Origin of the sequence: Corallococcus sp. AS-1-6 (assembly GCF_020037015.1) — a bacterium.
Taxonomy (GTDB): Bacteria; Myxococcota; Myxococcia; order Myxococcales; family Myxococcaceae; genus Corallococcus.
Genome location: NZ_JAIQDE010000008.1, coordinates 272842 through 297236 on the forward strand (window position 1 = coordinate 272842; position 24395 = coordinate 297236).

Consider the following 24395-nt stretch of genomic DNA (forward strand, 5'->3'; position numbering starts at 1 on the left):
CTGGGTGTGGGCGCCTACCGGACGAGCGCGTCCCTGGCGGGGTCCGCGGGCTTCGGCGTGGCCATGGCGGCCTTGATGTCCCGGCGCGCGGCGGGGGGCAGCCGGGCAATCCAGCGGTCCATCGCCTGGCGCAGCTCCGGCACGGAGGACTCGTCGTCCGGGAGCGCTCCGGCCTCCAGGCGGGCCTCGGCGGCGAGCCGGACGGCGCGGTCCGGGTCCTGCTTCGCGTCCCACAGCGCGCGGGCCAGCATGTAGCGCGCGGCGGGGCGCTCCGCGGGACGGGGCCGGGCGCGCTCCCACCCGGCGACGGCCTTCTCCAGCGGGGCCAGCGCCTCGCGCGGACGGCCAAGCACCATGTACGTGCGCCCCAGGTCCACCAGGGCCCCCGTCCAGCCGCCGTTCACGTCGTCCGGCAGGGACGTCTGGAGCGCGGCGGCGCGCTCGAAGTACGGCAGGGCCTGGTCCGGCTGGTTGCGGTAGCTGAGCGTCTGGCCCATGCCCCGGAGCACCAGCGCCAGCGTGGGGTGGTCCGGGCCCAGGCTCTTCTCCACCTGCCCGAGCGCCGTGGCGAAGCGCTGGGTGGCCTCCTCCAGCCGGCCCATGTGCACCAGCAGCGTGCCGATGTTGTTGACGATGATGGCCACCGTGGAGCTGTCGCGCCCCTCGGTCGTCTCCGCGATGCGCAGCGCGCGTTCGTACAGGGGCAGCGCCTCCTCGCGCTTGCCCTGGTACTGGAGCGCCAGCGCCAGGCTGTTGAGCGCGTCCGCCACCTGCGGGTGGTCCTGCCCCAGCGAGCGCTCCAGCAGCGCCAGCGCGCCCCGGGCCAGCCGCTCCGACTGCACGAAGTCACCCTGCTGCCAGCGCACGCTGGCCTGCTCCAGGCGGATGCGCGCCACGTCCGGGTGCTCGGGCCCCAGCGCCCCGCGCACGGTGCCCAGGGCGCGCTCGTACAGGCCCAGGGCCTCCTCCGCGCGCCCCTGGGAGCGGCGCACGGTGCCCAGCTCCACGCGCACGTCCGCGACCTCCAGGGCCTCCGGGCCGAAGCGCTTCTCCAGGAAGGACAGCGCGCGGGTGAGCTGCTCGTGGGCCTCCGGGTAGCGGCCCTGGCGCGACAACAGCCGGCCCAGGTTCATGGCGAGCGCGCCGGCCAGCTCCCGGCTTCCGCCCAGCCGCTCCACCGCGGCGCTGGCGCGCTCCGCGGCCTGCTGTCCCTGGGCGTAGTGGTCCAGCCGCTCCCCCGTCACGCGCACCGCCAGCGTCCACGCGCGGGCGGCGGCGTCGTCGTTGCGGCCGGCCTCCGCGCTCCACGCGGCCTGGAGCACCGTGGCCTCCGCGCCCCGGTAGTCCCCGGCCCCGTCCTTCAACTCCGCGAGCAGCAGCAGCGCGTCCGCGGCGCCGGACCAGTCCCCCGCGGCGCGCGCGGCCTGGGCCACCGGCTCCACCCGCGCCACGCCCTGCGAATAGCGGCCGGCGGCGCGCAGCGCCCTGGCGTCCACGAGCGCCTGGAGCAGCGCGACCGTGCGGTCCCGGGCGGCGGGGTCGTCCGGAGCGGAGTGGCCCCGCGACGTCAGCGCCTCCACGTCCGAGCAGCCCGCCAGCGGCGCCAGCCCCTCCACCGCGCGGGGCGCCCGCTCCACCAGGTCCGGGTCCGCCTGCGTGAACAACTGCGTGAGCGCGGCCACGTCCGCGAGCCGCGCGTCCAGGCAGCGCATGCGCAGCGCCATCACCGCCTCGCTCTGCTCGTGGCGCACGCGGGTGGCCTCGCAGGCCGCCGTGCGCGTCGTCACCCACGCGGCGGTGTACGCGTCCAGGCCCCGGCGCACGTGCCGGAAGGCGTCGTGCGCGAAGCGGCGCCCGGTCCCGACGAAGGCCGCCTCCACCGCCTGCTGCCGGGGCGCGTCCCACACGCCGTCCATGGCCCGCGCGGCGCCCTCGCAGCCCGTGACATCGCGGCCGTGGAGGACGTGCGTGAGGCCCACCGCGGACAGGAGCAGCAGCGACGCGCCCGCCACGCGCAGCCGCCGCGTCCTGCGCGCCGCGGGGTCCGCCTCCAGCGCGGCGATGAGCGCCTCCATGGACACGTGGCGGTCCTCGGGCTTCACCGACAGGCCCTTCACCACCACCTTGCGCAGCCACTGCGGCACGCCCGAGTGCCGGGGCACGCTCTTCACGCGCCCCGCGTGCACCGCCTGGGACAGCTCCTCCACCGTGTTGCCCGCGAAGGGGCGCTCGCCGTAGAGGCCTTCATAGAGCGCGGCGCAGAAGCCGAACTGGTCGCTGCGCGCGTCGGTGCGCTCCTCCGGCGGGAACTGCTCCGGGGCCATGTACGCGGGAGTGCCGCCCTCCATGGCGCGCGGGTGCGTGGGGCTCCCCGGCATCATGGGCGGGGCCACGGCGCCGGACATGATGCGCGACAGGCCGAAGTCGGTGACGCGCACGCGGCCGTCCTGGCCCACGAGGATGTTCTCCGGCTTCACGTCGCCGTGCACGACGCCCACCGCGTGCGCGGCGGCGAGCCCCCGGGCCACGGCGAGGAAGAGCTCCACCACCTGGCGCCACGGGTGCGGGCCGTCGTGCTCCCACTTGCGCAGCGTGTGCGCGTCCACCAGCTCCATGGCCAGGAAGACCTGCCGGCCGAAGGTGCCCACGTCGAAGACGGAGACGACGTGCGGGTGGGAGACGCGGGCCATGGCCTGCGCCTCGCGCAGCACCTGCGTGCGTCCGGCCTCCGCGCCCAGCCCCAGCGCCTCCACCTGCAGGAGCTTGAGCGCGACGCGGCGGTCCAGCTCCGGGTCATAGGCGGCGTACACGACGCTCATCCCGCCCACGCCCAGCATCTCCAGGATGAGGTAGCGCCCCACCGCCGTGCCGCGCGCGAGCGGCGGCGTGGGCAGCCTCAGGCGCGGCTTCCTCCCGCGCCACGGGTCCACCGCCAGCGTCGCCAGTTGGCTGTCCAGGACGGCCTCCTCCGGCGCGGCGGGCCCGGAGTCGTCGGTCGGTTGCACCTTCAGCGCCTCGGACACCATGCGCCGGCAGGAGGGACACGTGTCCAGGTGCTCGTCGACGAGCGCGGCCCTGTCGGGAGGCAGCGTCCCGAGCAGGAGGTCCATGAACGTGGGTTCGTCCAGGCAGGCGAGGGGCATGGGAGGCACGTGGAGGGCAGCACAGCAGGAGTCACGGCGGGCGTCGAGTCACCCCCGGGACGTTTCATGCGTTGACGGGTCGCCTGCTCGGCGGGTGGGACGTCGGTTCGCGAACGCACGCGTCTCAATGTGTTGAGACAGGGGGTGCTTTGCGGGCAGTGTCCCGGCATGCGGCGGTTGCGACGTCTCGGATGGGCCGGGCTGATATCGCTGGTGCTGCACGCCCTCGTCTTCGGGCTGTTGTGGACGCTGGACCCGCATCCGTCGGCCGCCGGACGCACGGCCCGGCCGCGCGAGCGGGCCGTCGAGGTGGAGATCCTCTCCGCCCCTTCCGTCACGCCGGCGGTTTCACCGCCTCCGGTCCGGGAGCCCGCCCCGCCCCCCTCCGCCATCGCGACGCGTGAGCCGCCGAAGCGCGGCCCGCCTCCGGCACCGCCCCCCGTGGCGACACGCGAGCCGCCGGAGTCCGCGCCGGCTGCCGTCCCACCGCGCGCCCCGGCGGAGGACGCGCCCACCGGGGCACCGCCTCCGACCGCGACCCGCGAGCCCCCGGAGCCGCCTCCGCCTCCCGTCGCGACGCGCGAGCCCGCTCATTCCGAGGACGCTCCGCGCGCCCAGGCGGACGACATCCCACGCCTGGACATCGCGACCCGCGTGCCCGCTCCGGGCGGGGACCGGCCCCAGGGCCCCCTCCCCCAGAACCTGCTCCCCTCCCCCGGCTCGAGCACGGGGATCATCATCACGACGCCGGAGAACTCCCGGGGCGGAGGCCGCACGCTGCGCCCCGGTGACCCCAGCCTGTCGCGCGAAGCCCTCACCGCCGAGGAGCACGCGCGCGTGTCGGAGCGCGTGCAGGGCATCGTCGACGAGCGCCGCGCCCGCGACCGCGTGGACACCGGCCGCGTCCATCCCTACTTCGGCCAACTGCGCGCGCAGTTGGAGAAGCAGATGGACGCCCCGCCCCTCTTCGACATGCCCAGCTTCCCCAAGCAGATGCTGTACGCGTACGCGGAGAAGGCCCGGCAGTTCGGCGCCAGCGGCTCCCCCGGGAGCATGCCCGGGCCCCGCAAGCCCCCCAAGCCGGGCGAGCTGCTCGCGAAGCGCGCCCGGGACGAGCCCGGCTACGACCGCCTGCGCGGCCTCTCCCAGGCGGGCGAGGAGCTCCAGGACTTCGCCCACGGCGTCAGCACGATGAAGCTCACCGTCACGCTGGAGCTGCTCCAGGGCCCGGACGGCCTGCTGCGCGAGGTGAAGCTCATCAGCCGCAGCGGCAACCGCGCCTACGACGACTACGTGCTCCAGTCCGTCCCGCCCGCGCTGGGGAAGGCCGCGGCGCCGCCGACGGACGCGATGGGCGTGCACACGGACGGCATCCGCAGCGTGTGGGCCGTGGAGGGCCGCGTCGTCTACGTGCGCAAGGTCAGCGAGATGAAGAAGGGCACGGACAACGTCTACCTCGCCGCCCTGGCCGCCGCGGGGCTCCTCGCCGGCAACTTCGACGAGACCACCGGCGAGGTCTACGTCATCGACGTGCGCAACCCGCACTTCGAATGCCGCTCGCGCCTGCTGCGCGTCTACTGACTCAGGGCGTGAACGCCGCGGGCCACCGCACGCCTCCGCCCAGGGGCAGGAGCGCCTCCGCCACGTCGAGCAGGGTCCCGTCCGTCCACCGCCGCCCCACCAACTGCACCCCCACCGGCAGGCCCGCCGCCGTGCGCCCCAGCGGGAACACCACCACGGGGCTCCCCGTCGCGTTGAACAGGCAGGTGAACCCGCCGAAGGCCTCCAGGTAGTCGCGAGGCGCCCCGTCCACCTCCACCGGCGCCCCGAACGGCGTGTGCGGCGGCGCGGCCGTCATCGCCACCGGCACGAGCCACGCGTCCCAGCCGGACAGGAAGTCCTCCAGCCGGGTGATGTGCGCGTCCCGCCGGCTGAGCGCCGCGCCGTAGCCCGCCATGTCCATGCGCGTGCCCTGCATGATGGCCTGCGCCAGGAGGTCTCGCTCGAAGGGGAGGAACTGCCGCTGGAAGGCCTCGCGCACGGGCGGCGGCAGGGGCGCGCCCACCTCGCCGCCCTCCATCAGCCCCCACACCTCCACCAGGTCCGTGAAGTCCTGCCCCTCGGGCACGGCCTGCTCCACCACGACGCCTTGCGCGCGGGCGGCGGCGGTGAAGCGCTGGAACAGCTCCCGCGTCTCGCGGTCCGCCTGGAAGGGCCCCAGCGTGTCCGTCCACGCCAGCCGCAGGCCCTGGAGCGTCCGGGGCTTCGCGGCCCCCAGCGGCGGGACGGGCGGCACCTCCGGGGCGCGCGGATCCGCGCCTTCGATGAGCGACAGGATGAGCCGCACGTCCGCCACCGAGCGCGCCAGCGGCCCCGCGCACGCCATGTGGCGCACGTGGCGGGGCCCGTCCGGCGGGTCCGGGATGTGGCCCATGGAGGAGACGCGGTGCTCCGTGGGCTTGATGCCCACGATGCCGCAGTAGTGCGCCGGCTGGCGGATGGAGCCGCCAATGTCGCTGCCCACCTCGAACGGGGTGAGCCCCGCCGCCACCGCCGCCGCGGCCCCACCGCTGGAGCCGCCCGGCGTGCGGTCCAGGTCATGCGGGTTGTTCGTGCGGCCCCAGAGCGGCCCGTGCGTCTGGAAGTCCGCCGCGAACGGCGGCAGGTTCGTCTTGCCGAAGAGGATGGCCCCCGCCGCCTTGAGCCGGGCCACCACGGTCGCGTCCCGCGCGGGCACGTACCGCGCGAAGTCCGGGTGGGCGGACGTCGTGAGCAGGCCCTCGGTGCTGAACGCGTCCTTCACCGTGAAGGGCACGCCGTGCAGCGGCCCCCACAGCTCCCCCCGGGCGAGCGCCGCGTCCGCCGCCTCCGCCCGGCTCCGGGCCCGGGCCTCGTCCCACGTCACGACGGCGTTGAGCGCGGGGTTGTGCGCTCGCGCGCGGGCGAGGAAGGCGTCCAGCACCTCCACGGCGGTGACGTGGCGCTCGCGCAGGGCGGCGGCCAGCTCCGTCGTCGTGAGGGACACGAGCGCTCGCGCGCCCCCGGCGGTCGCGGACTCCTGAAGCGGGACGGATGAACCCATGGGCCTGCACTCCCCCAGAGGGCGGCCCCGGCGGCGCGGCCCTCCCAGGCCCCCGGTTCTACCAGCTCCTCAGCGCGCCCGGGCCTGGGGGGCGGGCGTCACCACGTAGGCGGACCGGGAGGCGTCCACCTTCACCCGGGGCGGACGCCGGGACTCCTCGAAGAGGCGGTAGCCCGGCTCCAGGCCGCGCCAGAAGGCCTTGCGCGCGTCGGTGACGCCGGAGAGGGCCTCCAGCGCCGCGAGCCCCGCCGCGTCCAGCCGGCGCGGGAAGAGGTGCACCGGCACGTCGCGGCCCATGCGCGCGCGGGCCTCGGACACCATCACGTACAGCTCCTCGATGGGGCCGTCCTCGATGGCCAGGCAGCCGATGCTCACGCAGTCGCCGTGGATGTAGATGTCGCCCCCGGGCTTCGCGGCGCCCAGCTCGCGGTCCAGGGCGTTCGGGTAGCTCACCCGCAGGGACAGGTGGTACGCGCTCTTCGGGTTGAAGAGGTCCACCGTGTAGAAGCCCTCCGGGACCTGGAGGTCGCCCTGGGCGCGCTTGGGGCCCACGTCGCCCGAGGCCGCGCAGATGGGGTAGGTGCGCACCTTCACCAGCGGCCGGCCCGGCCTGCCCGCCCAGACCTCCAGCTCGCGCTCCACCTTGAAGGCCCGCAGGTAGAGTTCCTCCGGGGGCCAGGCCAGCCCCGCCGCCTGGAACGTCCGGACCAGGCCGGCCGTCTGGCGCTGGCGGGCCCCCGCGACCCGGTCCTCCGCGTGAGCGCACAGCGAGGCCAGCAGGACACCCCAGGCGAGCAGGTTCTTCATGGGCGGAATGCACCTCGGGTCAAAGCCGGTTGGACGCTGGCGGACGTCAATCCGGTCCCTGGGCAGGGGTGGGCGGAGAACAGGCTCCTGGCACGGGGGCACCCCTGGCTCCCTGCTTCCCAAGCTGCTAGCAAGCGGTTCGTGGGCTTTCTGGATGACGTTCAGCGTAACGGCGATGGAAACCAGGGGTGGCCCGGTGTTCTCATCTCCAACGCGCATCATGGCGAGCAGGGGCCGCCGGTGTGCGCATCGACTGAAGCTCCCCGCCCCGTGCCGTTCCGGCCTTTTGCCTAAGAATGAATGACTCCCTCGAGACCCTCCTCGCCGACGGCATCATCGACGCCGTCATCGGCCAGCTGAAGACGGGGAAGGAGGCGGAGGTGTGGCTCGTCCAGCACGCCGGCCAGGTCGTCGCAGCGAAGCTGTACAAGGAGCGCCACGAGCGCAACTTCCGCAACAACTCCGGCTACAAGGAAGGCCGCGAGGTGCGCAACTCGCGCACGCGCCGCGCCATGGAGAAGGGCAGCCGCTTCGGGCAGGCCGCCGCGGAAGAGGCGTGGAAGAACGCGGAAGCGGACTCGCTCTACAAGCTGCACGCACAGGGCGTGCGCGTGCCCACCCCGGTGATGTTCTACGAGGGCATCCTCCTGATGGAGCTGGTGCTGGACGCGGAAGGCCAGCCCGCGCCCCGGCTCGTGGAGGCCCCGCCCCAGACGCCCGAGGAGGCCGAGGCGCTCTACCTGGACCTGCGGGCCCAGGTGGTTCGCACCCTGTGCGCGGACCTGATTCACGGGGACCTGTCGCCCTACAACATCCTGATGAGCGGGTCCGGGCCGACCATCATCGACTTCCCGCAGACGGTGGCGGCGGCGCGCAACAGCCAGGCGGAGTTCTATTTCCGCCGCGACCTGGACAACGTGCGGCAGTACCTGGAGGGCTTTTCGACCCGGCTGGCGGGCCGCGCGGGTGACACGGGCGAAATCTGGAACGCGTACGTGCGGCGCGAGCTGACGCCGGAGTTCGTGCCGTCGGGCGCGTTCCGCGAGGCGCCGCGCCGGCAGGGAGGCGCGGGCCGTCAGTCCCGGCAGGAGCGGTTCCTGCAGCAGGAGGACGCCCGGCGCAACGAGCTCCGTCCGGCTCCGGCGCCCGTGGTGGAGGTGGAGGAGGGGCTGAGCGCGGAGGAGGCGGAGCTGCGCGCGCTGGAGGCGCTGGTGCTGCGCCAGGGTGGCGGCGAGCGCGGGCGGCCCATCGTGACGCAGAGCCCCAGGGATGGGCGTCGGCGGGGTGGGTTTGGAGGCAAGCCGCCGCCGCGCACCGGCAATGCGCCGAGGCCCGGCAACGGCGGGCCCCAGCAGAACGCGGGAGCGCGTCCGCCGCAGGCAGGGGGCAACAACCGGCCCAACGGCAACAACGGCCGTCCGCAGCAGGGCGGGCCGCGCAACGGAGCTCCGGCACAGGGCGCGAATGCGCCGGTGGCGCAGGGTGATGCGCGCATGAACGGCCGTCCGCAGCAGGGCGGGCCGCGCAACGAACCGCGCCGGGATGGACGTCCGCCGCGCTCGCCCAACGGCGAGGCCCGCATGAACGGCCAGGCCAACGGCGACAACGGTCAGGCGCCGCAGCACAACGGCCGACCGCCGCGCACGAACGGGCAGGTCTACGCAGAGAACGGTCAGGCGTCGCAGCACAACGGCCGGCCGCCGCGCATGAACGGCCAGCCGCATGGCGAGAACGGCCAGCCGCATGGCGAGAACGGTCAGGCACCGCAACAGAACGGCCGGCCGCCGCGCACGAACGGGCAGGCCTACGCCGACAATGGTCAGGCGCCGCAGCAGAACGGTCGGCCTCCTCGCCTGAACGGGCAGGCCCGCGCCGAGAGCGGTCAGGCGCCACAGCAGAACGGTCGGCCGCCTCGCATGAATGGACAGGCCTACGCCGAGAACGGGCAGGCGCCGCAGCAGAACGGTCGGCCGCCTCGCATGAACGGACAGGCCTACGCCGAGAACGGGCAGGCACCGCAGCAGAACGGCCGGCCGCCGCGCATGAATGGTCAGTCCCGTGGCGGTGAGTCAGGGCTGAATGAACAGCCGCGCCAGAATGGTCAGTTCTCTGGCCGCGATGCGCGCATGAACGGCCATCCTCATGGCGGCGAGTCGGATTTGAATGGCCCGTCGCAAGCGCAGAACGGCAACGGCCGGCCGCCGCGCAACGAGTGGCGCGCGAATGGGCGTCCGCAGCAGAACAGCGAGCCACGCCAGGAGGGTCCGGGGTCACAGTCGCGCATGAACGGCCGGCCGCCGCGCAACAATGGCTCCTTCCAGGACGGCGTCCCGCAGCAGAACAGCGAGCCGCGCCAGAACGGCCGGGGTCCTCGCGAGGCGCGCGGCAACCTGCCCAACAATGGCCCCCGGATGCCCCGTCAGGGCCCGGAGCGCAGCGCTGGACGTGCGTCCCGGGGCTCCTCGGCGCCCCAGGTGAGCTACGTGGCCCGTCCGCCCGCGGCCTCGTCCTCGAACCCCGAGACGGGCTCCTCCTAGCCTCTTCCGTCAGGAGGAGCACCCGCCGGGTCTCCCCGGCGGAGGCGCACCACAAAAACCTGTCCGACTGTCGGACAGGTTTGGAGGTCCGCGAGGTCGCCCCTGCACCCTCCGTGATTCGCGGCTTCGTGCACTTGCCGGGCAGCGGAGACCGGTCCGACTGTCGGACCGGTTTGGAAGACCGCGCCCTACTCCGCCTTCACCGGCTGCGGTTCGCGCGCCAGCTCCTCGCGGAAGAACCGGCTGCCCTTCGCGAGCGTCTCCATGTACGGCCGCACGTCCTCGCGGGCCTCCGGACTCAGCGCCGCGAATGGCGTCACGTGCGCGTCCGGCACATAGCGGAACGTCAGATTGATGCGCCGCGTGCGGAAGTCCGGCAGCTCCGGCGGCATCACGTGCCCCGCGCGCGTGTCCACCCGCTGCACCCGGTGGAACGTCTGCTCCTTCCACTGCGCCCCGCCAAAGAGCTGCAACGCCCCGTCATCCAGCCACTGCTCCAGCACCACCGCGTCCCGCTCGCCGGGCCGAGTGGACGTGACGAACTGGATGAGCGCACGCTCCCCCAGTGACAGCGACGCCACCGGCCCCGGCTCGAAGTCCTTGTGCTCGCCCACGCGCGCGGTGTCCACCCAGCGCCCGTCCTCCAACCGGCTGCCGTAGAAGTTCACCAGGCACGTGTTGAGGTGCCAGCCCTGCGGCATGTCCGGCCCCCGGAACATCCGCCGCGCCAGCGCCTCCACCTTCTCGATCTGCCGCTGCAGCACCGCCGGGAACGGCTCCGCCTTCACGCAGCGGTTCCGCACGCCCTTCGGCGGCCGGTAGTAGTCCAGGCACGCGAACTGCCAGTTGCCCAGCCAGTACACCGGCCTGAGCAACCGGCGCTGCTGCTGCCCCTCCGGCGGTGGGAAGTGCTTCGAATAGCGCTCCTCCCACAGCGGGTGCAGCGTGCCCAGCCACGCCAATATCTCCGCGCGGTCCGCCGAGTTCAGGAAGCTCGCGTTGTAGTGGTGGCCCGGCGTGCGCTGCGCGGCCTTGCGCGCCAGCGGGGAACCCGGGCCCCTGCGGGGAGGCAAGGCCATGCGCTCAGGTCCTCACGCCTCGGAGGCGGCCACGTCCAACGCCAGTTCGATCATCTCGTCGAACGTCGTCTGACGGTCCTCCGGCGACAGGTGCTCGCCGGTGCGGATGTGGTCCGACACGGTGAGCAGCGACAGCGCCCGCGCGCCGAACTCCGCGGCCACGCCGTACAGGCCGGCGATCTCCATCTCCACCGCCAGGATGCCCATCTTCTCCAGCGTCGCGTTGAGCGCTTCCTGCGGGTGGTAGAAGAGGTCCGAGGTGAAGACGTTGCCCACGCGCACCGGCTTGCCGCGCTTCTCCGCCGCCTCCACCGCGCGCCGGGCCAGCGTGAAGTCCGCCACCGCCGGGAAGTCGTGCCCCATCACGCGCATGCGGTTCACGTTGGAGTCCGTGCCCGCGCCCATCGCCACGATGACGTCGCGCAGCTTCACGTCCGTGCGCAGCGCGCCGCAACTGCCCACGCGGATGAGCACCTTCGCGCCGTAGCTCTTCACCAGCTCCGTCGCGTAGATGGAGATGGACGGCACGCCCATGCCGTGCCCCATCACCGACAGTCGCTTGCCCCGGAAGGTGCCGGTGAAGCCCAGCATGTTGCGCACCGCCGTGACGGAGCGCGCGTTCTCCAGGAAGCGCTCGGAGATGTAGCGCGCCCGGAGGGGGTCGCCCGGCATGAGGATCACTTCAGCGAAGTCACCGGGAGACGCGGAGATGTGCGGAGTTGCCATGGAAGCAGAAGCCTTTCAGCGCCCGGTCGACAGACCGGAGGGAACACCCGTGGGAACGGCCACCGGCGTCGGTGCCGGCGCGGCGGGAGTGCACGGGTTGGGCAGCTTGCCCGAAGCCGCGGGCGTCGTGTTCACCAAAGCGGGGGCCTGCGCCTGGGGGGGCAGCCGGCGCGGGGGCAACTGCACCGGCGGGGGGATGGGGCAGTGCGTGCACGGCCCCTTGAGCGGAATCACCAGCCGCCGGCCAATGCTCAGGAACGTGTTGCGCATCCGGTTGGCCTTCTTGATGGCCACCACGCTGGAGTTGTGACGCAACGCGATGCCGCCCAGCGTGTCCCCGTTGCGCACCTTGTACATCATCAGGTTCTGGTCCGGCTGGAGCGCCAGCAGCGGCGCCACCCGGCGGCCCAGCTCCTGCGCGCGGCCGTTGAAGAAGCGCACGTGGAAGTGGTCGCGGTGCCGGCGCGCGTGCTTGATGAGTGAGTTGAAGCCCGCGTTGAACAGCGAATCCAGCCAGACCTTGTCCTCGCCAATGGACAGCGCGTAGTCGTACAGGACCTTCATCACGCGCTTGTCCACGAGGATCATCTGCACGTCGGTGTTCACCACCAGCGAGCGGACCAGCGCCCAGTTCATGGCCACGTCGATGTAGCGCTCCCGCTCGCGCTCGCGCACCGGCTCCGCGGTCGGGTAGTAGAAGCCGAAGTCCACGTCACGGCCGTTCTGGTGGCTCTTGTGCGGGCGCAGGTAGCCGCCGTCCTTGGTGGACAGGCGGTTGACGCGCAGCGGGGGCACGTTCGGGTACTGCGCGCGCACCGCGCGGATGGCGGCGACCACGTAGTCCACCGTCTCCTGCGTGCCGTAGGCGATGTCCGGCGACACCACCAGCCAATCCTTGTCATCCGGCACGCGCACGCTGTTGAGCTGCCGGCCGCTCTCCACGAAGCCAATGGACATGGAGCCCAGCGTGGCCGGGTCCTTCTTCCACGCCTCGGTGAGCGCCTCGTCGGACAGGTCCGCCGTGTACAGCGGCCCCGCGGGCGCGGCGGGCGCGAGCGGCGCCTGCATCTCGCCCTCCTCGCTCACGCCTTCGTCGTCGGTGGCCGCGGAGGCCTCGTCCTCCTCTTCCTCCGCGTCCACGGGGCAGGGGTTCTCCCGCACGGCGGCGTCGGTGACGACGGCGGCGACCTCCGCCGGGGAAGGCATCGCGACGGGGGCACCGGACGCGCTCACGGCGGGCGTGGCCTGGGGCTCGGCCGCGGCCGGAGCCGGCGCGGGCGGCGTCTGGGCCGGCGTCTCCACGGGAGGCGTCGCGGCCGAGGCCTGGACCGGGGCCGGTGCCGGAGGCGGGACGGGGGTGACGACACGCGCGGCGCAGCCGGCGCAGAACAGGAGGATCAGGAGTGAGGAACGCACCGGGCCGCAGGATGGCCCGAGATGCCCGGGTCACCAAGCGCGGAGCGCGATTTTGACTGCGCGTGCGCACCCCTGCCTGCCTGCTTCAACCGCTCCGTGCCACGCCTTCCGCCTCGAGCACCTGCGAGGCACGGCGAGGCGAGAGCACCTCGAAGGGCAGGCGCCGTCCGCCGCCCATCGACAGCACGCGCTGGTCCTTGCTCACCAGCCACGCGGCGCCCGCGCGGGCCGTCAGCTCCAGGAACTTCTGATCATCCCGGTCCCGGCACGGCGGCAGCTCCACCGGTGAGCCCTCACCGTCCGCCACGCGCACGAGCGCGCCGTACGCGTCGCGCACCGCCCGCTGCGCGTCCGCCGTCAGCTTGAACCAGGGATAGGCGAGCACCAGCGCCAGCTCCTTCAGCGTGTGCCGGTCCGCCCACGCCGTCAGCGAGCCCGAACGCAGCGCCTGCGCCAACGGCCGCGTGAAGACGTCATCAAAGACGAACACGTCCAGCACCACGTTGGTGTCCAGCACCACGGAACGAACGGCAGGCACAGCGGAAGGCGTCTTCACGGTGAAGGAACTTTCCGTCACCAACACCGCCGACACAACCCTGCCCCTTCCCGCGTCAATCACAATGCACGGCGGGTCCATGGCGGAAACCAGGAATCACCGACAAGAATGCATCTCGCTGAACCCCTCCCCCTGACTGGCCCCCGCCGGTGAAAGGTCTGTCCATGAAGCCCTCCGCCCGTTCGCTGTGTCTGACGTTGTTGAGCGCCGCTGCCCTGCTGGGAGGCTGTGGAGGCGAGGAGTCGCCCACGCAGCAGGGGGAAGGCGTCGTCGTGCCGCCGGCCCAGACGGAGGCCGCTGGCAACGACCTGAGCGCGAGCGCCGCGTACTGCGACGACGTGACGACGTGGGACCCGGCCTGGGTGCAGTTGGAGAACGACGTGCTCACGCTCATCAACCAGCGGCGCGCGGCGGGTGCCACCTGTGGCGGCGTGGCGAAGCCGGCGGTGGGCGCGCTCACGAACAATGACAAGCTTCGCTGTGCGGCGCGCAAGCACTCCAAGGACATGGGGACGAACAACTTCTTCAGCCACACGGGCTCCAATGGCTCCACGCCGTGGCAGCGGATGACGTCCGCGGGCTACAGCTACCGCAGGGCGGCGGAGAACATCGCCGCGGGCTACGGCACCGCGCAGGCGGTGGTGGACGGCTGGATGGCCAGCACCGGGCACTGCAACAACATCATGGACGGGGCGCTGAAGGAGACGGGCATCGGCTACTTCAACGCGCCCTCCAGCACGTACCGCGCGTACTGGACGCAGGACTTCGGCACGCCGTAGTTCCCGGGGAAGGGCGGAGGGCTATGCTCCGCGGCCCATGCCCTCCCCCTTCGCCGAGCACTTCCCCGCCCTGCGGTCTGGCTTCAGCTACCTGGACAACGCGGCGGGGGCGCAGGTGCCCACGCACTGCATCGACGCCATCCATCAATTCCTCTCGGGTGGGAGCTGCAACGTGGGCCAGCCCTACCCCGCCTCCCGCGTGGCCACGGCGCTCAAGGCCCGGGCGCGCGAGGAGACGGCGGAGTTCCTGAACTGCCGGCCCGATGAAGTCATGCTCGGGCCCAGCGCCACCGCGCTCACGTTCCAGGTGGGCCGGGCCGTCTCACGCCTCTTCAAGCCGGGCGACGAGGTGGTCATCTCCGAGTTGGAGCACGAATCCAACGCGGCCCCGTGGCGCGCGCTGGAGGCGCAGGGCGTGAAGGTGACGACCTGGCGCGCGAGCTGGCCGGAGGGCCGGCTGGAGGCCTCCGAGTTGCGCAAGCTCGTCACGCCGCGCACGCGGCTGGTGGCGGTGTCCGCGGCGGCGAACTCGGTGGGCGCGACGCCGGACGTGGCCGCGGCGGCGGAGGTGGCGCACGGCGTGGGCGCGCGGCTGTTCGTCGACGCTGTGCACTCCAGTCCGCATCACCTGCCGGACGTGCGCGCGTGGGGCGCGGACTTCGCGGTGTTCTCGCCGTACAAGGTCTTCGGTCCGCACCTGGGCTGTCTGTTCGTGCGGCGCGAGCTGCTGGCGGGGTTGCCGGCGGACAAGCTGTGGTTCATGCCGGATGACGGCCCGCAGAAGTTCGAGCCGGGCACGGCGAACCACGAAGGCTGGGCCGGGTGGCTGGGTTCGCTGCGCTACCTGCGTGAAGTGCTGGGCGGCGGCCAGCCGGGGCGAGAGGGATTGACGCGGGCCTTCCAGCGCATCGCGCAACTGGAGCAGCCGCTGCTGGAGGCCGCGCTGGAGCAACTGTCCCGGCATCCGCGAGTGCAGTTGTATGGGCCGAAGACATCCGCCGGGCGCGTGGCCACGTTCTGTTTCAACGTGACGGGCCTGTCGCCGCGCGCCGTGGCGGAGCACCTGGCGGAGCAGGGCGTGGGCGTCGCGGCGGGGCACTACTACGCGACGATGGCGGCGGAGGCGCTGGGGCTCATGCCCGACGGCGCGGTGCGCGCATCGTTGCTCCACTACAACACGGCGGAGGACGTGGGCCGGCTGCTCGCGGCGCTGGACTCACTGCCCTGATGCCGGAGGGCCGTGCCCCTCACGCCTCCACGGGAGGAGGAGGCTGCTTCGCCGTCAGCGTCGCCCCCGCGGACGCCACGCTCACCAGCGCGACCGCCAGCCATTGCATGGGCGTGAGCTGCTCGCGCAGGAACAACCACCCCACCAGCGTGGCCACCCCGGGCTCCAGGCTCATCAGGATGCCGAAGGTGCGGCTGGAGAGCTGTCCCAGGGCCAGCATCTCCAGCGTGTACGGCAGCGCGCTGGACAGGAGCGCCACGCCCACTCCCGCGGCGAAGAGGCCCGGCGTCAGCCGCTCCAGGTGGCCCTCGCGCAGCATGAACGGCAGCACCGTCAGCATGGCCACCACCATGCCCGCCGCCACGCCCTGCCCTTCCGGCACGCGGCGCGACAGCCTTCCCCCCGCCAGGATGTAGAGCGCCCAGCACGCGCCCGCCGTCAGCGCCAGCACCACGCCCAGCGGATCCAACGCGCCGGGCTTCGCCGTCCAGGGCGTAATCAACACGATGCCCGTCGCAGCGAAGAGCACCCACACGAAGTCCAAGGCCTTGCGCGAACCCACCACCGCCAGCACGAAGGGCCCCACGAACTCCAGCGTCACCGCGAGCCCCAGCGGGATGCGCGCGATGGCCAGGTAGTACGTGAGGTTCATCACGCCCAGCGCCACGCCATACGGCACGACGGCCGCCCACTGCGCCCGCGTGTAGCGCAGGAGCGGCGGACGGAAGAACGCCAGCAGCATCACCGACGCCAGCACCAGCCGCAGGCCCGCGGCCCCCACCGAGCCCAGGACCGGGAAGAGCCCCTTCGCGAGCGCGGCGCCCCCCTGCACGCTCACCACGGCGATGAGGACCGCGGGGATGGGGGGCAAGGCGGGGACACGGCGTCCGGCGACTTCACTCATGGCGCCGGAATCTAGCCAGGGTGCCTCACGGATTCACGGGCGCACTCCACGCCCCCGTCCGCAGCAGCGCACGGCGGGCGAGGAAGCGGGAGAGATTCCACTCCGGGACCGTGTCCCGCTGCTCCAGCCGCTCCAGGTGCTCCTTCAGGACGGTCGCCAGCGGCCCCGGGTACTGCTCCGCGAGGGTGGCTTCGGCCTGGACCAGCCCGGGCACGGCGTCCGCGGACAGGTCGTAGAACATTTCGGTGTCCAACGAACCGGTGCGCGCGTACCGCTCCAGGTTGTGGCGGACGATGAAGGCCTCCGGGTTGAGGAAGTTGAGCACCAGCACCGAGCCCAGCGCCGTGGCGAAGGCCCCCACCGCGAAGCGCTCCGGCTTCCACCACAGCGTCACCGCGCGCCAGGCCAGCGCCGCGCCCAGCGCCACCATGAAGACGTGCGTGTGCACGCGCAGCAGCGTGTAGCCGAACGCGTCCTCGTACAGCGACAGGCGCCGCATCGCGGACGCGAGGATGATCAGCGTCAGCACCACCATCAACGACGTGCTCGCGCGGAAGACGGTCTGCGCCACGCGCGTCTCGCGCCGCGTCCAGCGCGTCAGGGCCATCACCAGCACCAGCGTCAGCGAGGCGACGATCACCAGCTCGAAGAAGCCGCGCCGCGCGTACTCCGCGAAGGTGTAGCCGGCCGCGGGCGACGACGCGTCGCCGACGAACAGGTACGCCACCTGGAAGGCCGCGAAGACGAAGAACAGCGCGTTCACGGCGAAGATGAGCGTGAGCGCCTCGATGAGCCCCAGGCGCGGCGTGGCCGGCGCCACCTCCGCGTCTCCCAGCTCCTTCGTGGCGCGGCGGCGCAGCGCATGTCCCAGCACGCCCGCGGCGACGCTCGCGCCGAACGCCACGCCCATGCCGCGCCCCACCAGGAGCTCCAGGCCCAGGTCGAACGACAGCAGCCGCTGCAAGGTGGAGGAGAAGATGCTGTCCGCGGAGTCCAGCAGCAGCCCGAACACCAGCAGCACCGGCAGCGTCAGCAGCAGGCCCCGCGTCAGCGCCCACAGCAGGCGCGAGTGGCTCTTGAGCCCGCGCACGTCCACGCCGTCCCGGACGAGCACCGGCGGGTAGAGCAGGCCCTGCGCGGCGGAGCCAAAGAAGACGACGACGTAGTCGGTGAGCCCCAGCCGCTCCACGCGGCCCGCGGCCCAGAAGTGCGCCAGCATCATCAGGAGCACGGCCGCCGTCATCACGTTGAGCGGCAGGAGCCAGGAGCTGTCCCGCACCGCCACGAAGACGCTGACCAGCCCCAGCGGCGCCAGCAGCCACGCATTGGGCCGCGCGCGCTGCCAGCCCTCACGCCCGCCCAGCCACGCGAGCGCGCCCACCAGGGCCGCCACCAGCAGCGGGAAGCCCAGGCCCCAACGCGCCCGGTCGAGCAGGACCTCCGCGAGCACCCCCAGCGTCAGCGACGCCGCCAGCGTCCGGCGCGGGGCGCGCACCCACGGGAGCAGCGGCCGGGCCGGAGCCGTGACGGAGGGAGCGGGAGAAGGAGGAAGCGGGGACAGGGGAACGGACGGGGTCATGGCGTCGGCACCTCGCGGGCGGTTCAGCACCCGGAAACGGCGACAGGATGCCCACGCCCGAGGGCACGGCCGGGGACCTCGGAGGCGAGCGGTCGCGGAGCCACGCCGAACGGCGCGAGCCCTCCCGTGGCCGGTCGCCCGGGCCGGAGCCGGGAGCGCGCCCCCGGCCGTGAACGGTCGGAAAGCGCCACCGCTCCGGTCGCGCACCCGGTGTGACGCACCGGGCGACACCCGGGCACCACCCGGTGTCCGCCCCACCGGCACCGGGAGTCCTCGCCCGGGACGCGGGGTGAGCCGCGCCGCGTCGTCGGACGCTCCAGTCAGGTCCGCGAGGCACCCGAGGAGGGCCGATGTTAGGTTGCCGCCCCGATGTCACCCCTGACGCGGCCCCCCTTCCGCCTCCGTCCCCGCTGGACCCTCGCCCTGTGGGGCCTGGTGCTCACCGTCGCGGGCTGTGACGGACCGTCCTCCCAGTCCCTGCCGGTTCCAGACGCGGGCGCCTGCGTCCAGGGCAACTGCCCGCAGCCCGACAGCGGAACGCCGGTGGACCCGGCCGGCACCCGCGTGCGCATCGCGGCGTTCAACGTGCACCGCCTCTTCGACACCGTCTGCGACACGGGCGCGTGCGGCGGCTCCAACTACGAGGAGCTGCCCACCGACGCGGAGTTCGAGGCACAGGTGACCCGGCTCGGCCAGGCCATCAACGCGCTCAACGCGGACATCGTGATGCTGGAAGAGGTCGAAACGCAGAACTCGCTGGACGGGCTGCTGCGGAAGGTCCCGCGCTTCCCCTATTCGAAGCTCGGGGAGACGTACACCAAGGCGTCCGTGGACGTGGCCGTCCTCTCCGTCCACCCCATCCTCGAAGTGCGCAGCCACCGGAACCAATACATCTACCGGCCCGATGGCTCCGCCACACGCTTCTCGCGCGACCTGCTCGAGGTCCACCTGGACGTGGACGGCACGCGGGTCATCGCCTTCGCGGCGCACTTCCGCTCCAAGGTGGACGATGATCCGGGCCGCCGCCTGGCGGAGGCCACGGCCTCGCGGGACATCCTCCTCGAATCCGCGAAGGAGTTCCCCGGCGCGATGATCGTGCTCGGCGGAGACCTCAACGACGTCCCCGGCTCGGAGCCCATCAACGCCCTGGACCAGGCGCTGTTGCGCGTCGCCAGGGACCGGCCGGACAGCGAGACCTGGACGTACTTCTACTCCGGCAGGGGCCAGGCCATCGACCACCTCTACCTCGCGCCCGACGGGGGCGGCGTGTACGTGCCGGGCTCCTTCCGTGTGGCCCGCGAGCCCACGGGCGGCTACGGCGGCTCCGACCACGGCGCGGTGTACGCGGACTTCGCCCTCACCCCGCACTGAAGCGCGCGGGACGGCGAACCCCGCACACTCCCCCGCCCTGTCAGCGCGGTGCCTGTGGACCACCGCACGCGGAAGGGCTGGCATTGACGCGGCAATGACAGCCAGGGAGGAGCCATGCCCGGCGGCCGGTTTCCAGCCCGCCCCCCCTCCCTACCTTCCTTGCCATGAACAGCAATCGCATGGCGCATGCGGCACGCCATCCCCGGGCGCTCCGGCATCCCGTCCTGGAGGGCAGGCCATGATTGAGGTGCGCACCTTCGAAGGTGACGCCTCCGAGGCGTCCTGGTTCCTCAACCGCGTCTGGCAATCCACCTACGGCAAGACGGCCCCGCTCCCCGTCTGGGACAAGCGCTTCTGCGACTGGCGCCTGTTCCGCGACGGGCAGGCGCCGCGCGACTACCTGCTGGCGGCGTACGAGGGGAAGACGCTGGTGGGCACCCTCTTCGCGGAGCCCGCGAGGTTGCGCCTGGGACGCATGGAGGTGGACGGCAGCTACGGCGTGCGGGCCACCGTCACGAACTCCCATCGGGGACAGGGCATTGGCGCGAAGCTCGCGCGCGAGCTGCTCCGCAGACACCAGGACCGGGCCGCGCGCATCACCCTGGGCTTCACGACCACGGAGCCCCGCCCGCCGGGCTTCTGGCGGCACGCGTGGAACACGCGCCTCTTCGGAGGCCTGGGGATGTGGATGTATGCCTTTGATGCACGAACGCTCGCCCGCTGGTCCTTCACGGACAACGAGCGGAGGCTGTTCACGCTGGCGCATCCCCTGCTGCGGCACCGCTTCCGGGAGGCGGACCGCCAGGGCATCCGCCCCTACCAGGCGGCGGACCTGGGCGGCTGCACGGCGCTGGTCCACGACATGCTGCGCCCGGTGACGCTGGGCTACACGTACACGACCGAGCAACTGGCGGCCCAGCTCCAGTACCGCGACGTGCCCCGGACCTTCGTGCTGGAGCAGGACGGCGAGGTGCGCGGGCTGGTGAGCTCACACAGCCTGTTGATGACGGGCGTGGGCGAGCTCACCGCGGAGGTCGTGGACCTGATGGCCTTCCACGCCTCCGTGTCCGCCGAGGACCGGCAGCGGCTGCTCCAGGTGGCCATGCAGGACATGGAGCGCCGGGGCGTGGCCTTCGCGGGCATGCTGCGCGGGCCCGGCACCACGGCCTGTCTGTTGTTGCGCTCGGGCTGGGTGCCGCTGCCCCGCCGCGCGAAGGTGACGTGCCTGATGCCCGTCTGCGACCTGGACCTGCCCGCGGACCCGTGCGTCTTCACGCACCTGCGCTGACGCGCGAGCCCTGGACCCTGCGCACCAGCCACACGGCGCCGTGGGCCAGGGTCCGCGCGCCCCGGCCCGCGCAGACGCACAGCGCGGGGATGACGAGCAGCAGGTACTGCGGCCACTTGGTGTTCCACAGCAGCAGGAACACCAGGCCCACGACGGCGGCCACCGCCCACACGGGCCGCTCGCGCCACGTCCGGGGCAGGCCCAGCACCGCCAGCGCCAGCAGCGCCCACGCGTTGAAGTGCGTGAGATAGATGCCCGGGTCGGACGCGGACAGCCATGTGTCCGTGAGGAACACCAGCGGCTGGTACCAGGGCAGGCCGGCGCGGCGCACGTGCTCGTTGTGGGAGTAGCCCCAGTGGAAGGTGATGGACTCCCACAGCGACGCGAACGGAGACGCCCACAGGGCCGGGTTCACCAGGATGAACACCGCCGCCGTGGACACGACGATGGCGGCCCACGGACGCCACCGCGTGCGCGCGCCCGCCACCAGGAAGGGCAGGAACGTGAGTCCGCCCACCAGGCCATACGGATACTTCCCCGCCGCCGCGAGCCCCAGCAGCGCGCCGGACACCGCCGTCCATCCCGGCGCGAAGCCCATCCGCCGGGCGCGCTCGAACGCGAGCAGCGCGAGCACCGCGAGCAGCCCCGGCACCGCCTCCAGGTAGGCCTGCGACGTGTACTTCGTGTGGTACGGGTCCCACGCGAGCAGGAGCGCGCCCAGCGGATCCACGAGGGCGACGAGCCCCACCTGGAGCACCCCGGCCACCGCGGACAGGCCTCGCGTCACGTTGAACGCGGGGCGCGCGGCGTCCGGGATGGGCCGGCCCATGGGGACGTCCCGCCAGTCCGGCTCCGGAGCGCCCGAGACGCGCACGGCTTCGGCGAAGAGCAGCTTCACCAGCGGCGGGTGCTCGAAGTTCTCCCGGACCTTGCCGATGTCGCCCCAGCGCCCTTCGTCCATCATCCCGGCATAGGTGAAGGCGATGGGCAGGTAGACCGCCTCGTCGAAGTCCTGGCCCAGCCGCTCCACCGCCCGGGAGCGTTGCCAGGCGGCGACCACGACGGCGGCGAGTGCGACGAGGAGGGCCAGCAGGCGCGTGCGGGACACGCGCGCACGGATATCACGAACATGCGGCCCGCCGAGCAGCCCGGGGCATGGCCCTGGTGACGCGTGGACCGATGCACCAGCTTTGGAGCATGAGAATCGCACGCATCCTGACCGTTGCCGCCCTGCTCGCGGGCGGATCCGCCGTGGCGAAGAAGACCGACACCGTGGAGCTGCGGACGCCCCGGACGACCGTGCGTGCGAACGTCGACGCGCAGGGTCTCCAGGGCCCGGACCTGAAGCTCCAGTTGTCGGACAACGCGTTGAAGGGCCAGGCCTTCCAGCGCCCCGTGGACCTGAAGCTGTCGGAGCGGCGCATCGAGGGCACGGTGGGAGAGAAACCCGTGGAGCTCACCGTGACCGAGCGGCCGGACGTCGTGGAGATGATGGGCACCTTCGCGGGCCAGCCCTCGTCGCTGACGCTCAGCCCGGACGAGCTGACGGGGACGGTGGGGCCGTGCGGCTACAACCTCATCATCGAGCGCGACCGCAAGCACTACCGGGGCACGCGCGCCTGCGGCGACCAGCGCGAGAACGACGTGCTCGTCTCCATCCCGAAGTCCCTGGAGCGGGAGCCCGCGTCCGGGCGCATGGCCGCGCTGAGCGTGCTGCTCTCCCATCCGTGAGCAGGGCGATGGTGCGCGGGGCGCGGGTGTAGTGAAGTCCGCGCCGTGTCCACCCTTCCCTCCGGCGTCGCGCCCGAGCGCACCATCGGGCCGTTCCAACTGCTGGCCCTGGGCGTCAACGGCATCGTGGGCGTCGGCATCTTCTTCGCGCCCGCGGAGGTCGCGGCGCAGGCCCCCGGCCTGGGCGCGGTGTGGGCCTTCGCGCTGACGGGGCTGGCGCTGGTGCCGGTGGCGTTCGCGTTCGCGGTGCTCGGCCGGCGGTTCGACTCGGATGGCGGCCCCGTGGTGTTCGCGCGGGCGGCGTTCGGCGAGCGCGTGTCGTTCCTCGTCGGCTGGGTGGCCTACGTGAGCGCCTTCCTGAGCACGTCCGCGGTGATGGCGGGCCTGGCGCGGGCGGTGGCGCCGTCGCTGGGCCTGGGCGGCCCCGTGGGCGAGCGGCTGCTGGCCTCCGCGCTGGTGACGGGGCTGGCGGCGCTGGTGGCGTCGGGCATCCGCGTGTCGGCGCGGACCTGGACGGCGCTCACGGTGCTCAAGCTCGTGCCGTTGGCGGCGCTCCTGGGTGCGTTCTTCTTCCTGCCGGTCCGGGAGGTGCCGCCACCGCTGCCCGCCACGGGGGCATCCTGGCTGACGGCGGGCCTGACGGTGATGTTCGCGTACCAGGGCTTTGAGATCGTCCCGGTCATCGCGGGGCAGGTGCGCGCGTCCGAGCGCACGGTGCCCCTGGCGACGGTGGGCTCGCTGCTGTTGGCGATGCTGCTGTACGTGGGGCTCGTGTGGGCGTGCGTCGCGGCGCTGCCGGACCTGGCGGGTGCGAGCGCGCCCCTGGCGCAGGCGGCGGGGGTGTGGGGCGGCGCGGGGCTGGAGCGGCTGGTGGGCGCGGGCACGAGCGTGTCCGCGCTGGGCATCTGCGTGGGGATGATGGTGACGACGCCGCGCTACCTGTCCGCGCTGGCCTCCGGGGAGCGCTCGCTGTTCGGGCTGGAGCGCATGTCGGAGTCGGGCGTGCCCATGCGGGCGCTGGCGGTGACGTGGGCGCTGGTGCTGGGGTTCGTGAACCTGGGGGACCTGTCGGAGCTCTTCGCGCTCTCCGCCATCGCGGTGCTGATGCAATTCGGGGTCACCGCGGCGGCGCTCGCGGTGCTGTCGCTGCGGCGGGAGCGGAACCTGCGGCCGGTGCACGCGCTGCTCGCGTTGCCCACGCTGGTGCTGGGGCTGACGCTGGTGACCTTCGGCGCGAGCGCGCGGGAGGCGGCGGTGGCGTCGGTGGCGGTGCTCGCGGGGCTGGCGTTGATGCGCCTGTCACGGCCGAGGGAGCCAGCGCCCGTCCGCCTGCCCTGAGGCACCCGCACGTCAGGAGAGGGGGCAGGCCTGGGGACAACCCGGCACGTTGTGTTGCGAAGGAGGGACCGGGCCGGGAGACTCGCGAGGCGATGCTCGGGTATCAGGCGAATGCGCAGTGGCGGGACATGTCCGACTTCGTGGTGCACTTCACGAAGCCGGGGCCCCCGTACCACGACGCCTACCAGAACATGATGAGCATCCTGGGAGCGCGCACGCTCATCCCGGGCGCGGAGGGGTTTGGCATCGCGCGGCGGGAGTCGCTGGTGGCGGACCGGCACCGCTCGGTGTGCTTCAGCGAGATTCCGTTGGACCAGCTCACGCGGCTGGTGCAGCGCCGCAGCCTGTACGGCATCGCCTTCCGGAAGAGCTTCATCCTGTCGCAGGGCGGAGGCCCTGTCTGGTACGTGCAGTACGGCTCCCCGGCGCACCTGGCGATGAAGCACCAGTTGGACCAGGCCCTGTCCGCGAAGGAGCCCCAGAAGGAGCCCGTGTGGGCGGTGACGCCCTTCGTGGACATCCAGGGCGACGCGCACAACGCGCCCTACAGCTACCGCTTCGACTGGGAGCGCGAGTGGCGCGTCCCGGGGCTGCTGCGCTTCACGGAGTACGACGTCGCGGCGCTCTTCCTGCCGGAGGAGGTGCACACCCTGGCGAGGGACTTCTTCGCCTGGGCCGTGCGCGAGCGCGCGGGTCCGGGCTACTTCTGCCCGGTGTTGGATCCAGGCTGGAAGGCGGAGCAGATCATGGCGGCGCTGGCGAAGCAGACGGAGGCGCCGGCCGCCACGGAGCAGCGCAAGAGCGCGCCGGGCGGATGACCGCGAGCCGCGC

The 24395-nt window shown here is 72.8% G+C and carries 19 protein-coding genes; 9 read left to right on the top strand and 10 right to left on the bottom strand.

Going from position 1 to position 24395, the window contains the following annotated elements:
- Positions 1 to 14: 14 nt before the first annotated feature.
- On the bottom strand, positions 15 to 3143 hold the full coding sequence (locus K8612_RS14115) for a tetratricopeptide repeat protein (RefSeq protein ID WP_223762623.1): 3129 nt from the start codon (positions 3141 to 3143) through the stop codon (positions 15 to 17).
- Positions 3144 to 3356: 213 nt separating this feature from the next.
- On the opposite strand from K8612_RS14115, the gene K8612_RS14120 reads away from it, so the two are divergent.
- Positions 3357 to 4724 carry a hypothetical protein gene (locus K8612_RS14120; RefSeq protein WP_223762624.1) on the top strand — a complete coding sequence of 456 codons (1368 nt, stop codon included), beginning with the start codon at positions 3357 to 3359 and terminating at the stop codon, positions 4722 to 4724.
- Position 4725: 1 nt separating this feature from the next.
- On the opposite strand, the gene K8612_RS14130 is transcribed toward K8612_RS14120, so the two are convergent.
- Positions 4726 to 6225, bottom strand: a complete 1500-nt coding sequence (locus K8612_RS14130; protein WP_306799650.1) for an amidase — start codon at positions 6223 to 6225, stop codon at positions 4726 to 4728.
- Between the two features lie 69 nt (positions 6226 to 6294).
- Positions 6295 to 7032 (bottom strand): murein L,D-transpeptidase family protein, encoded by a 738-nt coding sequence (locus tag K8612_RS14135; protein WP_223742906.1) that lies wholly within the window; start codon positions 7030 to 7032, stop codon positions 6295 to 6297.
- A gap of 296 nt (positions 7033 to 7328) precedes the next feature.
- On the opposite strand from K8612_RS14135, the gene K8612_RS14140 reads away from it, so the two are divergent.
- Positions 7329 to 9569: an RIO1 family regulatory kinase/ATPase gene (locus tag K8612_RS14140; protein ID WP_223762625.1), complete on the top strand. Its 2241-nt coding sequence runs from the start codon at positions 7329 to 7331 to the stop codon at positions 9567 to 9569.
- Between the two features lie 188 nt (positions 9570 to 9757).
- Here K8612_RS14140 and K8612_RS14145 read toward each other — a convergent pair whose 3' ends face one another.
- The 4 genes from K8612_RS14145 to K8612_RS14160 all read right to left on the bottom strand — a co-directional run bounded on the left by K8612_RS14145 (position 9758) and on the right by K8612_RS14160 (position 13328).
- Positions 9758 to 10648: an alpha-ketoglutarate-dependent dioxygenase AlkB gene (locus K8612_RS14145; RefSeq protein ID WP_223742904.1), complete on the bottom strand. Its 891-nt coding sequence runs from the start codon at positions 10646 to 10648 to the stop codon at positions 9758 to 9760.
- A 12-nt stretch (positions 10649 to 10660) separates the two neighbouring features.
- Entirely contained in the window at positions 10661 to 11374 is a 714-nt protein-coding gene (deoD, locus tag K8612_RS14150; RefSeq protein WP_223762626.1) for a purine-nucleoside phosphorylase, read from the bottom strand.
- A gap of 15 nt (positions 11375 to 11389) precedes the next feature.
- A complete protein-coding gene (locus K8612_RS14155) occupies positions 11390 to 12790 on the bottom strand; it encodes a LysM peptidoglycan-binding domain-containing protein (protein ID WP_223762627.1) in 1401 nt (466 codons plus the stop codon).
- Positions 12791 to 12875: 85 nt separating this feature from the next.
- Entirely contained in the window at positions 12876 to 13328 is a 453-nt protein-coding gene (locus K8612_RS14160) for a putative toxin-antitoxin system toxin component, PIN family (RefSeq protein WP_223742901.1), read from the bottom strand.
- A gap of 182 nt (positions 13329 to 13510) precedes the next feature.
- Between K8612_RS14160 and K8612_RS14165 the strand changes: the two genes are divergently transcribed.
- Together K8612_RS14165 and K8612_RS14170 are read left to right on the top strand one after the other, a co-directional pair.
- Complete coding sequence (locus K8612_RS14165; protein WP_223762628.1) at positions 13511 to 14125, top strand: CAP domain-containing protein; 615 nt, start codon at positions 13511 to 13513, stop codon at positions 14123 to 14125.
- Between the two features lie 37 nt (positions 14126 to 14162).
- Entirely contained in the window at positions 14163 to 15353 is a 1191-nt protein-coding gene (locus tag K8612_RS14170) for a cysteine desulfurase-like protein (RefSeq protein WP_223762629.1), read from the top strand.
- Positions 15354 to 15372: 19 nt separating this feature from the next.
- Here K8612_RS14170 and K8612_RS14175 read toward each other — a convergent pair whose 3' ends face one another.
- Both K8612_RS14175 and K8612_RS14180 read right to left on the bottom strand, forming a co-directional pair.
- Positions 15373 to 16257: a DMT family transporter gene (locus K8612_RS14175; protein ID WP_223762630.1), complete on the bottom strand. Its 885-nt coding sequence runs from the start codon at positions 16255 to 16257 to the stop codon at positions 15373 to 15375.
- A gap of 25 nt (positions 16258 to 16282) precedes the next feature.
- Positions 16283 to 17836, bottom strand: coding sequence for a DUF4153 domain-containing protein (locus K8612_RS14180; protein ID WP_223762631.1), 1554 nt, complete (start codon positions 17834 to 17836; stop codon positions 16283 to 16285).
- A 369-nt stretch (positions 17837 to 18205) separates the two neighbouring features.
- On the opposite strand from K8612_RS14180, the gene K8612_RS14185 reads away from it, so the two are divergent.
- Entirely contained in the window at positions 18206 to 19207 is a 1002-nt protein-coding gene (locus K8612_RS14185; RefSeq protein WP_223762632.1) for an endonuclease/exonuclease/phosphatase family protein, read from the top strand.
- A 238-nt stretch (positions 19208 to 19445) separates the two neighbouring features.
- Positions 19446 to 20495, top strand: coding sequence for a GNAT family N-acetyltransferase (locus K8612_RS14190; RefSeq protein WP_223762633.1), 1050 nt, complete (start codon positions 19446 to 19448; stop codon positions 20493 to 20495).
- Here K8612_RS14190 and K8612_RS14195 read toward each other — a convergent pair.
- A complete protein-coding gene (locus K8612_RS14195; RefSeq protein WP_223762634.1) occupies positions 20479 to 21603 on the bottom strand; it encodes a hypothetical protein in 1125 nt (374 codons plus the stop codon). The two genes, K8612_RS14190 and K8612_RS14195, sit on opposite strands and share 17 nt — an antisense overlap.
- 89 nt (positions 21604 to 21692) lie before the next feature.
- Between K8612_RS14195 and K8612_RS14200 the strand changes: the two genes are divergently transcribed.
- The 3 genes from K8612_RS14200 to K8612_RS14210 all read left to right on the top strand — a co-directional run bounded on the left by K8612_RS14200 (position 21693) and on the right by K8612_RS14210 (position 24382).
- Positions 21693 to 22226 (top strand): hypothetical protein, encoded by a 534-nt coding sequence (locus K8612_RS14200; RefSeq protein WP_223762635.1) that lies wholly within the window; start codon positions 21693 to 21695, stop codon positions 22224 to 22226.
- Positions 22227 to 22310: 84 nt separating this feature from the next.
- Positions 22311 to 23564, top strand: a complete 1254-nt coding sequence (locus tag K8612_RS14205; protein WP_373692104.1) for an APC family permease — start codon at positions 22311 to 22313, stop codon at positions 23562 to 23564.
- Between the two features lie 128 nt (positions 23565 to 23692).
- Positions 23693 to 24382 (top strand): abortive infection system antitoxin AbiGi family protein, encoded by a 690-nt coding sequence (locus K8612_RS14210; protein WP_223762637.1) that lies wholly within the window; start codon positions 23693 to 23695, stop codon positions 24380 to 24382.
- Positions 24383 to 24395 lie beyond the last annotated feature (13 nt).

Coding starts and splice junctions, on each gene's coding strand:
- K8612_RS14115 (WP_223762623.1), bottom strand. CDS start 3,143: ATGCCCCTCGCCTGCCTGGACGAACCCACGTTCATGGACCTCCTGCTC.
- K8612_RS14130 (WP_306799650.1), bottom strand. CDS start 6,225: ATGGGTTCATCCGTCCCGCTTCAGGAGTCCGCGACCGCCGGGGGCGCG.
- K8612_RS14135 (WP_223742906.1), bottom strand. CDS start 7,032: ATGAAGAACCTGCTCGCCTGGGGTGTCCTGCTGGCCTCGCTGTGCGCT.
- K8612_RS14140 (WP_223762625.1), top strand. CDS start 7,329: ATGAATGACTCCCTCGAGACCCTCCTCGCCGACGGCATCATCGACGCC.
- K8612_RS14145 (WP_223742904.1), bottom strand. CDS start 10,648: ATGGCCTTGCCTCCCCGCAGGGGCCCGGGTTCCCCGCTGGCGCGCAAG.
- deoD (WP_223762626.1), bottom strand. CDS start 11,374: ATGGCAACTCCGCACATCTCCGCGTCTCCCGGTGACTTCGCTGAAGTG.
- K8612_RS14165 (WP_223762628.1), top strand. CDS start 13,511: ATGAAGCCCTCCGCCCGTTCGCTGTGTCTGACGTTGTTGAGCGCCGCT.
- K8612_RS14170 (WP_223762629.1), top strand. CDS start 14,163: ATGCCCTCCCCCTTCGCCGAGCACTTCCCCGCCCTGCGGTCTGGCTTC.
- K8612_RS14175 (WP_223762630.1), bottom strand. CDS start 16,257: ATGAGTGAAGTCGCCGGACGCCGTGTCCCCGCCTTGCCCCCCATCCCC.
- K8612_RS14180 (WP_223762631.1), bottom strand. CDS start 17,836: ATGACCCCGTCCGTTCCCCTGTCCCCGCTTCCTCCTTCTCCCGCTCCC.
- K8612_RS14185 (WP_223762632.1), top strand. CDS start 18,206: ATGTCACCCCTGACGCGGCCCCCCTTCCGCCTCCGTCCCCGCTGGACC.
- K8612_RS14190 (WP_223762633.1), top strand. CDS start 19,446: ATGATTGAGGTGCGCACCTTCGAAGGTGACGCCTCCGAGGCGTCCTGG.
- K8612_RS14200 (WP_223762635.1), top strand. CDS start 21,693: ATGAGAATCGCACGCATCCTGACCGTTGCCGCCCTGCTCGCGGGCGGA.
- K8612_RS14210 (WP_223762637.1), top strand. CDS start 23,693: ATGTCCGACTTCGTGGTGCACTTCACGAAGCCGGGGCCCCCGTACCAC.